Genomic DNA, 14,178 nt, shown 5'->3' on the forward strand with positions numbered 1-14,178 from the left:
TTTATTGAAGAACAATATCATCAAACCAATAAGTAAAATTGGCTGACCCATCGCCCATAGTTCCCAAATCAAAAATCAGCACTATTTTTTGATATGACTGACTTGCATTGATACCGCTATAGTCGAAGGTTAGTTCTTCCCACGCATTAGCTTTGGTGGTGGTTACTTCTTTTTCAAAACTGACAGCTCCATTGGTTAGATTTTCCACTTTTAAAAGGACTTTAGCTCCTACTCGTGGAGAATACACCTTCATTTTAAAGGTTTTTTTAGCAGAAAAGTCAATTGGCGATTCTAAAGTGATAAATGAACCTCCCCAAGACTGACCCGCAGATTTAACCATTTTACCTACCTTCAAGGAAGTATTAATACCTGTCTTTTGTGGGTTGTCAACAACACTAGCATTTCCTCCATCAAAATTGACGAAATCGTATTTTAAGGTAGAAGATTCAAATGTCAATGGCACTGTCAGACTTTCAGCCGTGACTGGCTTGTACAAACGAATATCATCAAATAAGAATGTGTAATTAGCAGAACCATCACCCATAGTACCTAAATCAAAGATTAGTACAATTTTATGGTATGACTTAGTGGTATTAATGGCACTAAAATCAAAACTGAGGTCTTCCCAAGCATTAGCTTTTGTGGTAGTTACTTCTTTTTCATAACTAACACTTCCATCAGTAGCATTTTCAACCTTCAATAACACCTTCGCGCCCACTCTTGGAGAGAACACTTTCATGGCAAAGAATTTATTCACCGAAAAATCTATCGCACTACCTAAAGTAATCAAACTTCCACCCCAAGGCTGACCTGCATATTTGATCATTCTCCCAACTTTTGAAGAAGTATTGATACCACTTTTCTGAGGGTTATTGATGATACTTACCGAACCTCCATCGAAGTTTGAGAAAGTATATTCTTGTCCAGCAGTTTCGAAATCCAACGGAAGTATCACAGGACTCACAATTGTTACATTTTGGGTAACCGTTGTGCTAGCAGCACCGCCACTCAACGCTACGACTTTGATAGTGAATGTGCCAACAGAGTTGTAAGTATAGCTTATTGTTTGCCCTTCGTTGAATGAAACAGGTACCTCATTTGCAGTTTCACCGAAATAGGCTTTGAAATTTGTTTCATATAAGCCTTTAGCCGTTACATTAACCTTTTTAGGATTAGTTGGGTCAATGGTGGCAGTCATTTCTACATTTTCTGGAGCCTTAAAAGATACAGTCAAAGGTAAAGTCGTTTCTGTACTCTTTCCTCCCACATTAAAGCCTTTCACCACCACACTATGATTGCCTTCAGGATATTTCCACTGAACTTTCCCGCCAGGGTTTACCGTAGCTGGGGTGGCACCAGCCAGACCAGAAGCTACCGAAAAGTAGGCAACGCCTTCACCGTTGGGTGTTATGGTTACCATACCCGTATTGTCTTGTGTGATTTCAAATAAAGCCGAAAGCTTACTTGGCACACTTGCCTTATCCACAAATGCAATATCATTATAGAGTTGGTCTTGACAAGATGGCAATACGAATACTGCCAATGCCAATCCAATGCTGGATGCTATATTTTTAAGATTCATGTTTTTCAAAGAAAAAATAAAGATTTAGATTAATAACCAGGGTTTTGTACAAGACCCGAAACTTCTATCTCGACTTGTGGAATGGGGAAAATTTCATTTTTACCCACCGTAAAACCCGTCAACTTTGTAGCTGCTTGACCTGTTCTTACTAAGTCAAAGAAGCGGTCACCTTCCATACCAAGTTCGAGACGACGCTCTTTCCAGATGGCATCGCGAAGACTTGTGCCAGTAGCCGATAAATTGTGGTTATTATCGCCAAATGCTCTTTGACGAACCTTATTAAGATATATTAAAGCTGTTGCATCATCGGGAGACGCTTTGCGGTTTAATGCCTCCGCATACATCAAATACACCTCCGACAAGCGAATAATACGTTGATTATTCAAATAGTTCAACTCAATCTGTCCACTTGATTCTCCTTTGCGAGGAAGATATTTCTGATTGTACAGACCTGTATTTTTGTATGGTGCTACCTGATAAGTAATATTGAAACTAGGATTTGCAGCCTTATATGCTTCTATATCTAAGCAAGTCACAGCCTTACGTGTATCTCCTGCTTCATAGGCATTCGCCAAATCTTGAGTAGGCAAATTGGTACTCCAACCCGCAGCATAAGGACTATTGCCCGTTAAGCCGCGAATACCACATTGTTGAACAGCATAGTTACCTTGTCCACGAGTAGTACCACCCCAGTTGTAATAAGGAGAAGCATTTGAATATTGAATTTCAAATACCGCTTCAGAACCATTTTTACCAGATTGCAAGAAGATACTTCCAAAATTACTTACTAAAGTATATGGACCATCGACTACGCTTTTTAACACTGGTGCGGCGGCGTCAAACTTATTCTGATAGAGATATACCTTGCCTAAAAGCGCCTGAGCTGCATATTTGGTAATTCGTCCATTTTTAGGATCAGTAGTTGGTAATACCGCAATGGCGTTGGTTAAATCCTTTTCAATCTGAGCATAAATCTCAGCTGGTTTAGCTTGTTTGAGCGTTCTAGAATCAGCAATTCCCAATTTTTTATCTACAAAAAGTGGAACATTTCCAAACACTTTAACCAAGGTAAAATAATAATAGGCTCTCAAAAACGCCACCTCTCCATATAAAGCATCTTTACCAGTAAAGTTGACAGCGACTCCTGATGGATTGCTATCTTTATATTGATACAGATAGTTCGCACGGTTTATGCCTTCGTAGGCTGCCTTCCAAATTTCTGTCAAAGTTCCGTTCTGACTGTTTACCAAAAAGTCATCTATTTGTTGTAGGCTCAGTACATCAGAAGCATTCTCACCCCCTGCAACCGCATTATCAGAGGCGATATCTCCAATAGGAACTACCTGATTTAGCCATTGAATTGGTGTGTAAACACTTACTCCCATACTTCTATAATCAGTTTCAGACTTAAGGTAATCTGCATCTGTAACTTTGTAGTCGTCTTTTGGACTGTAGTCAACCCATTGGGTGCATCCTCCACAAAGTGCCCCAATGACCAAGAATGTATATATGTATTTTTTCGTATTCATAATCCAGTACCGAGTTAATTTTCTCAGTGTTTTTTAATAAGATTAAACTAAAATTTCAAGTCAAGTCCTAATGACCAAGTACGTGCCTGTGGATATACCCCACGGTCAACACCCGTATCCAAAATTCCTCCCGGGATTTCTGGGTCAAACCCTGAATAACGAGTAAATGTGTAAGCATTTTTTACTTGTGCATAAACACGAATCTTACTAAATACTTTGTTTGATACCCAGCTAGTTGGCAAAGTGTATCCTACCTGAACATTTTTGATTTTCACAAAAGAACCATCCTCCACATATCTGTCTGACACACGGATATTGCTATTGGCATCAACAAAAGTGAAACGAGGGAATTTGGCATCATTAGTTGAGCCTTCGCCTCTCCAGCGACCTAAAACGCTTCTATCTTTATTAGAATAAATAGCATTTCTCTCATAGGCACGATATACATCGTTTCCGACCGAAGCATAGGTAAACATCGTAAAATCAAAGTTTTTCAGACTTAAACTAAGGTTCCAACCCATCGTAAAATCAGGGAATGGATTACCAATTTCTGTTTTATCTAAATCTGTAATCTTACCATCTTTGTTTACATCCACAAAACGGATATCTCCCGGCACTGCTCCTGTTTGAGTCGGTGCTTCACTGATTTGAGCAGCATTTTGGAATAAACCTGCTGTTTTATATCCATAGAAATACCCTGGCGCATATCCTTGTTGGAAACGGGTCACGCTTTGAGATTGTCCATTGAAATAGTTGCCTCCCGGAATGATGGCAGTACCATCTGAGTTAGTGGCTGTTACTAGGTTTTTAGCCGTAGTAAAAGTAATATTCGTGCTAAATTGTCCTTGTTTTGAAATAGGATACGTAAAACCTAAGTTCAAATCAATACCATTACTTTTCGTAGAACCAATATTGGCAGTTGGAGGTGCAGCAGTTCCGAGGTATAATGAAACAGAAGGAGTAAACAAAAGACCATCCACAGATTTATCGAAATAATCAGCCGAAAGTGACCAGTATTTTCCAAAGCGAGCATCAAAACCTACGTTACTTTGAATCTGTTTTTCCCAACGCAAGGTAGTATTGGCATAAGAACCAACGGTTGAGCCACTCACAAAGGTATTACCAAAGGTATATCCATTACTGTTGGCATCGCCTGCATAGCTTGGGCCACCCGAAATAATGCCAACATATTGTGGACTTACGTTTTCGTTACCAATTGTACCGTAACTTCCTCTGATTTTGAGGTAGTTAATAAAATCTACATTGAAAAAGTCTTCGCTCGAAACTACCCAACCCAAAGAACCTGCATAGAAATTCGCGAACTTATTATCAACCCCAAACGCATAAGAACCATCACGACGAGCAGAAAATGATACCAGATATTTATCTTTCCAATCGTAATTGACACGTCCAAAATAAGAAAGGTTTTTACGGAAATATTGACTATTTCCCATCGAAATAGCATTAACATTGTCGGCTGTATTAACACCTGTTGCGGCAGTAATATCGGCAAATTCCCATGAGTTAAATGGTACATCTTGGCGAGAACCATTGGTTTCGTCACCAGAAACTTTGGCTAATGAAATACCTGCAACTGTTTCAAAATGGTGCTCATTTGGGAGCGCAAAATTGTATGTTCCGAATGTTTCGAATGTGTAAGTATTATCAGTACGTTTTGATTCATAAACACTATTATGACGACCCGTCACGGTTGAACCATCGGCATTCATGGTATTTTCAACATTGAGTGGACCGTAGAAAGCCAGAGGAGTAAATGATTTGTAAGTGTTATTCCAATTGGTATAGCCAAATCGAGAAGCAAGCGTCAAGTTTTTAATAACCTCATATTGTAACTCTAATTTCCCATACCATTTGTTACCATTACTTTGATTGTAGTTGTTGTCAAGCTTAGTCAATGGGTTAAAAATTTCAGATAACAACAAATTACTAAATCCATATTTCCCGACAGTATTTGGAACGGTATTCAAGACAGGAACGGTTGGGTCAAAATTGAGTGCACTACCAATAATCGAGTTAAATGAATTCTCTTGAACTCCAACACTTTGGATATTTACAAAGCTGGTATTGGATAATAACTTAACCTTTTTACTAAGTTGAAAAGTCAAATTAGAAGTCAAATTCAAACGGTTAAAGTTTGAGTTTTTTCCACCTCCGACAATACCATCTTGCCCAGTATAGCCTCCAGAAACAAAGTATTGGACTTGCTCACTTCCGCCACGAACCGTAACATTATGCGATTGCAAAGGAGCTTCTTTGAAGATTTGCTTTTGCCAGTTTGTTCCAACACCAACACTAGATAGGTCTTTGAAAATCAGACCGCCACCCGCTAAAGTACTTCCTTCGTTAAGGATTGCGGCGTATTCTGTAGCGTTGAGTACCCCAATGGTTCTCATTACTTGTTGAACACCGTAGTTTGAACTTACCGAAACTTCAGCTTTTTGATTTTTCGCACCGTTCTTGGTGGTTACTACAATTACGCCATTTCCTCCTTTTACCCCATAAATCGCTGTAGTGGCAGCATCTTTCAATACGTTCATTGACTCGATATCTGCTGCATTAATAGCGTTCAAGTCATTTAAGGTTTGGGGTACACCATCGATAATTACCACAGGGTCTGTACCCGAAAAAGAAGGAATACCACGAATCAACACCGTTGGCTTTGAGCCTGGAGAACCATTGGAAATAATCGTTACCCCAGAAGCACGACCTTGTAAAGCATCTTCAGGACGTACAGGGCGAAGTCGCTCAATATCAGCACCTTTCACCGTGGCAATAGCACCAGAAACGTTTGTAACCTTTTGAGTACCATATCCTACCACCACTACTTCACCTAGGTTTTGAGTATCAGGATTAAGACTAATATTTACCGTAAATCTATTTCCTACTACTACTTCAGCCTTGATATAACCCACCGAAGTAATCACTAAAACAGCCTTTTCGTCAGGAACTGTCAGGGAATAATTACCTTGTTCGTCGGAGACAGTACCTTGGTTAGTACCTTTTATGGCGATACTTACTCCGGGAATTCCATCACCTTTTTCGGCGTCGGTGATTTTCCCTTTGATCGTTTGAGCTACGCTTGTAGTCACTTTGTTTTCTAAAAAACCTCCAACCTCTGTACGTTTGAGGAGTATTTTTCGGTCTACGACTTCATAGGAAATTTTGAGAGGTTTTAAAAGACTTTCCAACAGGGTAGAAAGCTTTTCTTTTTTGGCTGAAATGGAAACTTTACGCCCAGAAGCGATAAGCTGAGGACTATACATGAATTTCACATGAGCTTCCTGCTCAAGCGTTTCCAACACTTTTTCAAAAGCCTGATTAGTAGAGACAATGCTCACTTTTTGGTCGAGTAAATCTTGAGCTTTTACATTCCCAGCATTGGCAATTGACATGCACAAAACTGAGACAATCATCTGCACAAAGGAGATTCGCATAATCTTGATTGGAATCTTAGTGAATTGTCGTTTTTTTGACATAATTTTGATTGGTTGGTTGAAAAACTGACATAAAGCATCCTGTCCATCAAGAATCTTGATGAAAAGCCTGAGAAACTTTCGGATGTACAAGAATAAGTCGATGGTGTTGGTAGCACCGTCGGCTTTTTTTATTTGAGCGAGATTTCAAAGATCTCTCCACTCATCGGAGGTGATTTTGATTTATAGAAAAAAGGCATTTAGAGTAAATTTGAGATTGCTGATTGTTTTTGATTGATAAAAAATAAGCTTAGTTAGCGACTATTGGGCTTTCGGCTCCCAGTTATGGGCTCACGGAAAAACATTTCTCATGAATGCATAAAAGTTTGCTTAAAGCCTAAAGCATCTTAATTGCAAGCTTTTCCGTGAATGACTACTTTTCCTTCCTGCACCTCATAAGTAGCCTCGATTACTGAGCAAATCAATTTTAACTTTTCTGGTAAAGGCTCATCGCCCAAGGATGCCGTAAGTTCGCAAGCTGACATTAATTGCTGGTCATAGTCAATTTCTACATGGTAAGTTGATTCTAACATCTGAAAAACTTCCGACAATGGCGTATGCTTGAACTCAAAGCTCTGCGTTTGGATACTTGGTAATTCACGCATCATTTGCGCCGAGATATTTACTTTTTGTAAAGCTAATCTTTCTCGGAGTAGCGTAATTTGTTGATTAGGTGTCAAAATAGCCTGGGCCGTCGCTTCTATTGCCTGAGGTCGTTGAGCGTCTTTGGCTGTATAGACCCACACTTTTCCCGTTTTCACAATCACTTTTACTTGCGAATCATTAGCAAAAGCTTTGATGGTAAAACTCGTTCCGAGCACTTTGGTTATTAATTCGTTGGCATATACCAAAAAAGGCTGTTGAGGATTTTTAGCAACTTCAAAAAATGCTTCTCCAGAAAGCACCACCGCACGAACAGAATCTTCAAACTGAGCAGGATAGCTAATCCTACTTTTGGGTTGTAAAATGACCGAACTTCCATCTGGCAAGGTAATCACCATAGGCTCGGATGATTTATTGAAAGTTTCGAGCATTTTAGGGTTGCTTACTACAGTTGCCACCGTTTGGGTATATAGTTCTGAGGGTCTATTGCCCCAATAATCGTAAGCATACCAAGTAAGTCCCAATACAGCAACGATACTGGCAGCCCAGCGAATCATGTTTGTAGAAGACCAAATTGGACGAATAACAGGCTTGGGCTGTGCTCCACGTTGATTGGCAGCGGCTACAATTTGCGCAACAGCCATATCAATTTCATCTTCAGAAATTTCCTCTTGGGCATTTTTTAGCGTGATTACAATTTTTCGAGCCTTCTCAATGACTTCTGATTTTTCTGGATTTTGCCACAACCAGTTTTTCCAAAATGCTGAAGCATCGGGTGTAGGCTTCAGTACCCATTCTCGAAAGAATGCGTCCATCGCAAAATCATTGGCTGAAAAGTTTTTGTAATCGAACATAGAATATCTTGTATTTTTCGCACTTTGCTAGTAATAGCCTTTGCTCCTACTCAGATACTCACTTTGGAAGTTATTTTTTTGAAATATTTTTTCTAGAAAAGAAAAAACTATTGAAGTCTGACATTAAAGTACAGATAATAAAGAAGATACACCGCTAATTGCCAATTTTGTTTTAGGTTATGAATAGCTCTTTGTAATAAATTAGAAACAGATTGCTTGTTCATATCCATAATTTCAGCAATTTCTTCGATGCTTAGCGTTTCGTAGAATTTGAGAAAAATAACCTCTTGTTGTCGTTTAGGAAGGTTATTTAAGACACTTCTCACTTTTTGCTCATTTTCTGCAAAAAGCTCCAAAGCAATAATAGTAGATTCGATATTGGTATTTTCCGAAAAAGGTGACTCTGTATCAAAATCATCTAAGACCCATTTCTTCTCTTGATTGAGTTTTTTGAAAAGATTATGCTTAAGCGATTTTAAGAGATAAATAGTCACAAAAGGAGACGAATGAAGATTTTCGCGTTGATCCCATAGGTATAAAAATAAATCCTGAATACAATCTTTGATCAGTTCTCTATCCTTGGTAAACTTCGTGGCATAGTTATAAAGTACACGGTAATGCTCACTAGCTAATTGCCCTAGTGCTTCACTATCGCCACTTTTAAATGCCAGCCAAAGTTGTGTATTCCTTAGATTACTATCCATAAAGTCCTCTTTACATCCCAGCGCAAAACTACCAGTAAATTGTATAATAACTGCAAATAGTGTTACTTTTTTAAAGGGCTTGTCCTGCTTATAGAATTGAGTGATTTGTGATTTAGTGATTGAGTGATTATGCTAAATATCGTATTTGCTGCTGTAGAAACGTCATACTTTACTTACTTATACGATTCATATTCAGCATTATACCATCAAAACATGTGTTATTCCTAATTGAGTGAGTTGATATAGAGTGAATTAAAAAAATTTTTATTCTAGCAGTAGAGACGCAATGATTACGTCTTGAGCCGAGTTGGATAGAGCGTAGTAGCATCAAAAAAGCGGTCAGAAAAATAATTTCTGACCGCTTTTTTGATGAAATTGAGAGAATTATCTATTTCGGATTTCTGATGTTGGATTTCGGAGGTAGGTAAAAAAGTGAGATATGTATTTGACTCCGCAATCGAGACAAATTAGGCTTTTTTATCATCCGAGTCAGAACTTACTTCACTGCTAAAACTCCTGTTTTATAAATTTTCTCAAGAATATCTTCTCTAAAACTTCTTCCAATCGGCAATGAGCGATTATTGACAATCAGGTCATTAGCTTCGATAGAAGTTACTTTATGAATCGCTACAATGAATGATTTATGAATTCGAGCAAAATCATCTTCTGGTAGTATTTCTCCTATGCCATTCATGGTTTGATAAGTCACATAAGATTCAGAAGTTGTGTGCACTCGAATATAATCTTTCAAACTTTCAATAAACAAAATATCATTGAAATACACTTTCACGATTCGTTTGTCTACTTTGATAAACATTGCCTCTGGCTTACCAGCAGGAGCTTGAGGTTTGAAAGCGTTGGCCTCGGTCACTAAGTCTATCTCTTCTGATTTTTGTTGAACCTTATTCACAGCTTTGACAAATCTTTGAAAAGGGATAGGTTTTACCAAATAATCGACTACATCCAACTCATAACTTTCTACAGCATAATCACGATAGGCAGTTGTAATAATTACCTTGGGTGGATTGTGTAAGCTTCTCAATAATTCTAATCCATCTAAAGTTGGCATTTCAATGTCCAAAAATAAAAGGTCAATCCCTCCTTTTTGCAATAAATTAAATGCCTGAATGCCATTTTCACAACGCCCTACAAGCTCCAATCCCTCTACTCGCTGAATAAAAGTCTCAAGCACGTCAAGGGCTAATGGCTCATCGTCTACAATTAGCGTTTTTAATTTCATATAAATTTAGTTTTGGGAATATCGTCAAACCTTGGAAAAATAGCGTTTAAACATGACCTAAGCATAAGTGGAAATCCAATTACCAAGGGTCATGCTGCTATTTATTTGATTTTGATTCGCTTAAAACAACAGGCTCAAAAGGTAATTCTAGACTAATCGAATATTCTTTGGCCGTTGGTAATATCTGGAGCTTATAGTTCTTACCATACAAAAGATCCAAACGACGTTGTACATTTTTCAAGCCTAGTCCTTTGTGTTTTTTCCTTGAAGATTGATTTTCAAACCTTGGGTTTGTCACACCAAAAACCAATTTGTCATGAAGGATATTCAACTCGATTTTAAGATGAATTTCTCCAGTTTCATGAGAAGTACCATGCTTAAATGCATTTTCGATAAATGGTAAAAGTAAAAGCGGTGGTATTTTCTTTTTGTCCACCTCTCCTATGATATCAAAATTCAAGTGTAGACGCTTGCCAAATCGCAAACCTTCCAAATCCAAATAGTTTTTGATATGTTCTACTTCCTTGCGAAGAGTCGTTTCTAAACTGTCTGATTCATACAACATATAACTCATTAAGTCAGAAAGCTTTACTACAACCTCTGGAGCCAAATCAGATTTTTTCAGCGTTAATGAATATAAGTTATTTAAGGTATTGAAAAAGAAATGGGGTTGAATTTGAGATTTCAAAAACTCCAATTCATTCTTCAAATTTTGTTTTTCAAGATCTTTGATTTTTTCTTGGTGTCCAATCCAATCTTTAGTCAATTTAATTCCCGTAGTCATACCAAATACCGAGATCATGTCAAACATTCGTTTGACAGTTGGCTTGGGATCAAACAAAATATCTGAGCGGTAACCAACAGGGCAATAGTTGATATAAATCAAATGATTAATCAATGTTTGGAAGCAGGCTACGGCCAACAAAGTGGAGCCTGTCAACAAGACTACGTATTGGAGATATTTACCTTTCAATAAAAACTTTGGAATAAAGTAGTAGATATTACCGTACACAAGGGTCAGGTAAAAAGGAAATTTTACAGCAAACTCAAAAAAAGCTTCTGAATAGTCATCCTTCAAAAAACCTAGATAAAGGGTATTGTACAAGCTAATTACTATCCAGAAAAGCGTATGATAAACTGCTCGTCTAGCCAGAATTTTCTTTAGCGGGATATCCTGTAAAATAACAGTGCGTGTATGATTGAGAGCGGCTGATGTTTCCAATGTAATGCGTTAATATGTGTAAACAAGAATTTTGGTTAAAATTCTGTATTTCAACTTCGTATAAAAATCAAATTCTATTTTGTCTGTATCCAAAATCTTACCTAAGGCTATTTCTTGGTAATCTTGTTTACCAAAATTAAGAATAATCCTTTGTGTAAAAAACGCCCTAGGTTAAAAAATAAAAGCTTTTTCGACAAACAACTTCGAGCGAATGATAAGTGCCTTTTACGCTGAAAACGTCATTGGTCGAGTACTTATTCAAGCTTGGCGAATAAATTTAGCGGTTAGTCCTAATAATATGATTTTTGCAAGAAGTTTTTTGGTTACACTTCGTTTAACAAACTTGTTGAGGTTCTTCTGAACGTAGCGAATGGACTGGTGAGACATCCATTTTGTGAATCTCAACTTTGGTTAAAAGATTAAAATTAATTTGGTTAGGGGTTAGGGACTTAGCTTTGCTTTGTCCCTAATTTTATGTGCAATCGGCGTATAGCTAACGGGAGTCGGCCTTGAGCAATGGGCATAATTTTTCTTGGCTAGTTATAGCTTCAAGTATTCAACTTTCAAAGTTTTATTTTAGCAAAAAAAGAGTTAGCACGCTAATGGACAAACGATTACTCCTTGATTTCAATTGCCATTCAACACAAATTTACAGTACCTTTTAATTAGTTTTCAGAACTTTGTTTTTCCAAAAATCAACCTCTTTCTTCCATCAACAAGTAAATTTTATCAGTATGTTTAAGCTTTTACAGCTAGGAAGTTTTTTACTTCTCTCTCAATCGATATTGGCTCAGAATACCTTCACACCTAAGCAAGAACGCCAAAAAACTACTGCAAATAGCATCTCAAAATCCTTAAAAGTGGATGGAAAGCTCGATGAGCTTGAATGGAAAAATGCGCCCACAGTCCAACTTGAGTTTGAGGTAGAACCGCATCAGGGTGAGAAAGCCAAACAAATCACCTCTGTCAAGCTGTTGTACAACAAAGATTTCTTGTATATCGCAGGCATCTGTCATGATTCTTTAGGAAAAAAGTTTTTGAGAGCCCCAGACTTTAGAAGAGATTTTGAACTTCGTAATCACGACTCGTTCGGGGTAACTATTGATGGCTTCAATGACAAAAGAAATGCCATGACCCTTGTAACCAATCCTTACGGGACACAGCGCGACCTTTTGGCATTTGACGACCGTTTATATGATGTAGACTGGGATGGACTTTGGCGTGTACGTACCTCTCGCTCCGACTCTGGTTGGGTAGCCGAAATGGCTATTCCTTGGCAAACACTTCGTTATCCTAAAAATCAACAAACGCACTCTTGGGGAATTAATTTTTTCCGAAATCGTCGTTCGAGTAACTCCACGTATTCTTGGTCGCCATATCCTCGCTCCTTTACGGTCAATCGAATGGAATATGCAGGCATTTTGGATAGTCTTATGGCGCCTCCACCCTCTGTCACGAATATTCGTGCTATCCCGTATATGTTGTATGCGTATGATAATTACAAAGGAACAGACTACGAAAAACAAGGTGGCTATGGCACTTTCAAGCCCGGTGGCGAAATCAAATGGGCGATTAATCCTAATACCGTTTTAGACCTAACATTCAATACAGATTTTGCCCAAGCTGATGCCGATCGTCAGGTGAATAATGTGACACGTTTTTCGGTTTTCTTTCCAGAACGTCGTCAGTTTTTTCTTGAAAATGCTTCTTTATTTGGCGTAGGTTTGTCACCCATTGAAGATTTGGCAGGTGGTGCGATGCGTATTCAACCATTTTTTAGTAGAAGAATTGGCTTAGATGCAAACGCCCGTCCTGTACCCATTGAAGTAGGTGCAAGAATGGTCTATCGCTCTGAGAAAAGGAATTTTGGCGCTATTGCTATTCGTCAGCATGACGGCGGAAATATTGGTAATACAGATTTTTTTGTAGGAAGGTTTTCGGAAAACATTGGTTCTCAAAACCGTATTGGAGCACTCTTTACACTCAAAAACACCAATGATTATAACAACCTGACAGGTGCTGTAGACGGCTTTTTCCGCTTATCCAATGTGCTTTCGCTGAGTTCGATGGCGATGTTTTCTAAAAACTCCAACGAATCAAATACAGGCTTAGCTGCTTACAATCAGCTTCATTACAGAAACAATCAGGTAGTGGCGTGGTACACGCAGTCTTACGTCAGCAAGGAGTATAATCCTGAAATGGGTTTTGTGTCAAGAAACGATGTACTGAGCAATACCCCTGGCTTTTATTTGACTGTTCGAAAACCTTGGTTGCCAAAATGGGTACGTAGCTTCGAACCTGGCGTATTTATCGAGTATTATCATAAAGCCTCAACAGGTACTTTACAAGAACGCCAGCTTAATTTTAATCCTATTTGGGTCAATCTTCAATCTGGTGGATTTGCGGGTATTTTTTATGCCAACTATTATCAAAGACTCGACGAATCTTTTGCACCCTTAGATATCGAAATCAAACCTGCTGAATACAATTACAATCGCTACACACTTTATTTGGGAAGTGACCAGTCGAAAAAGATTTCTTATTTCCTAAACCACGAACGTGGAGGATATTATGATGGAAGCTTGAACTATACCTCTTTTAGTTTGAGACTGGCGCCTTCACCTCATTCGTCCTTTAATTTAGGTTTTGAGAACAATGAGTTTAAAGAAGTAGGTATTTTGAAAGAATCTAAAAGCGTTCAGCTTTATAGCATAGAAGGACGTTTGGCGCTGAATCCACGTTTGCAATTGATTGGTTTTTACCAAAAAAATACCCAAAACAATCGAGATACTTTCAATGTTAGATTTTCGTGGGAATACCGCCCGCTTTCATATATTTATTTAGTATTCAACCAAAGAGGATTTACAGGCACTGATTTTACCAAACAACAAGAACAACATCTGATTAGTAAAATATCTTATTTGAAGCAGTTTTAGGTAAAAGTTCAGGG

At 38.2% G+C, this 14,178-nt stretch carries 8 protein-coding genes; 1 reads left to right on the plus strand and 7 read right to left on the minus strand.

The window, feature by feature from the left end:
- Position 1 precedes the first annotated feature (1 nt).
- The 7 genes from QM524_RS11460 to QM524_RS11490 form a co-directional block, all read right to left on the minus strand.
- Complete coding sequence (locus QM524_RS11460) at positions 2–1,582, minus strand: PKD domain-containing protein (RefSeq protein ID WP_283344693.1); 1,581 nt, start codon at positions 1,580–1,582, stop codon at positions 2–4.
- A gap of 29 nt (positions 1,583–1,611) precedes the next feature.
- Positions 1,612–3,111: a RagB/SusD family nutrient uptake outer membrane protein gene (locus QM524_RS11465; protein WP_283344694.1), complete on the minus strand. Its 1,500-nt coding sequence runs from the start codon at positions 3,109–3,111 to the stop codon at positions 1,612–1,614.
- A gap of 47 nt (positions 3,112–3,158) precedes the next feature.
- Positions 3,159–6,608 (minus strand): SusC/RagA family TonB-linked outer membrane protein, encoded by a 3,450-nt coding sequence (locus QM524_RS11470; RefSeq protein ID WP_283344695.1) that lies wholly within the window; start codon positions 6,606–6,608, stop codon positions 3,159–3,161.
- Positions 6,609–6,952: 344 nt separating this feature from the next.
- Complete coding sequence (locus tag QM524_RS11475) at positions 6,953–8,062, minus strand: FecR family protein (protein ID WP_283344696.1); 1,110 nt, start codon at positions 8,060–8,062, stop codon at positions 6,953–6,955.
- Positions 8,063–8,169: 107 nt separating this feature from the next.
- Positions 8,170–8,766, minus strand: coding sequence for an RNA polymerase sigma factor (locus QM524_RS11480; RefSeq protein WP_283344697.1), 597 nt, complete (start codon positions 8,764–8,766; stop codon positions 8,170–8,172).
- A 496-nt stretch (positions 8,767–9,262) separates the two neighbouring features.
- A complete protein-coding gene (locus QM524_RS11485) occupies positions 9,263–10,006 on the minus strand; it encodes a LytR/AlgR family response regulator transcription factor (protein WP_283344698.1) in 744 nt (247 codons plus the stop codon).
- A 97-nt stretch (positions 10,007–10,103) separates the two neighbouring features.
- The gene (locus QM524_RS11490; protein WP_283344699.1) at positions 10,104–11,228 is read right to left on the minus strand and encodes a sensor histidine kinase; all 1,125 of its coding nucleotides are present in this window, start codon (positions 11,226–11,228) and stop codon (positions 10,104–10,106) included.
- A gap of 734 nt (positions 11,229–11,962) precedes the next feature.
- On the opposite strand from QM524_RS11490, the gene QM524_RS11495 reads away from it, so the two are divergent.
- The gene (locus QM524_RS11495; protein WP_283344700.1) at positions 11,963–14,164 is read left to right on the plus strand and encodes a carbohydrate binding family 9 domain-containing protein; all 2,202 of its coding nucleotides are present in this window, start codon (positions 11,963–11,965) and stop codon (positions 14,162–14,164) included.
- Positions 14,165–14,178: the final 14 nt, after the last annotated feature.

Source organism: Flectobacillus roseus (genome assembly GCF_030056595.1).
Lineage (GTDB): Bacteria > Bacteroidota > Bacteroidia > Cytophagales > Spirosomataceae > Flectobacillus > Flectobacillus roseus.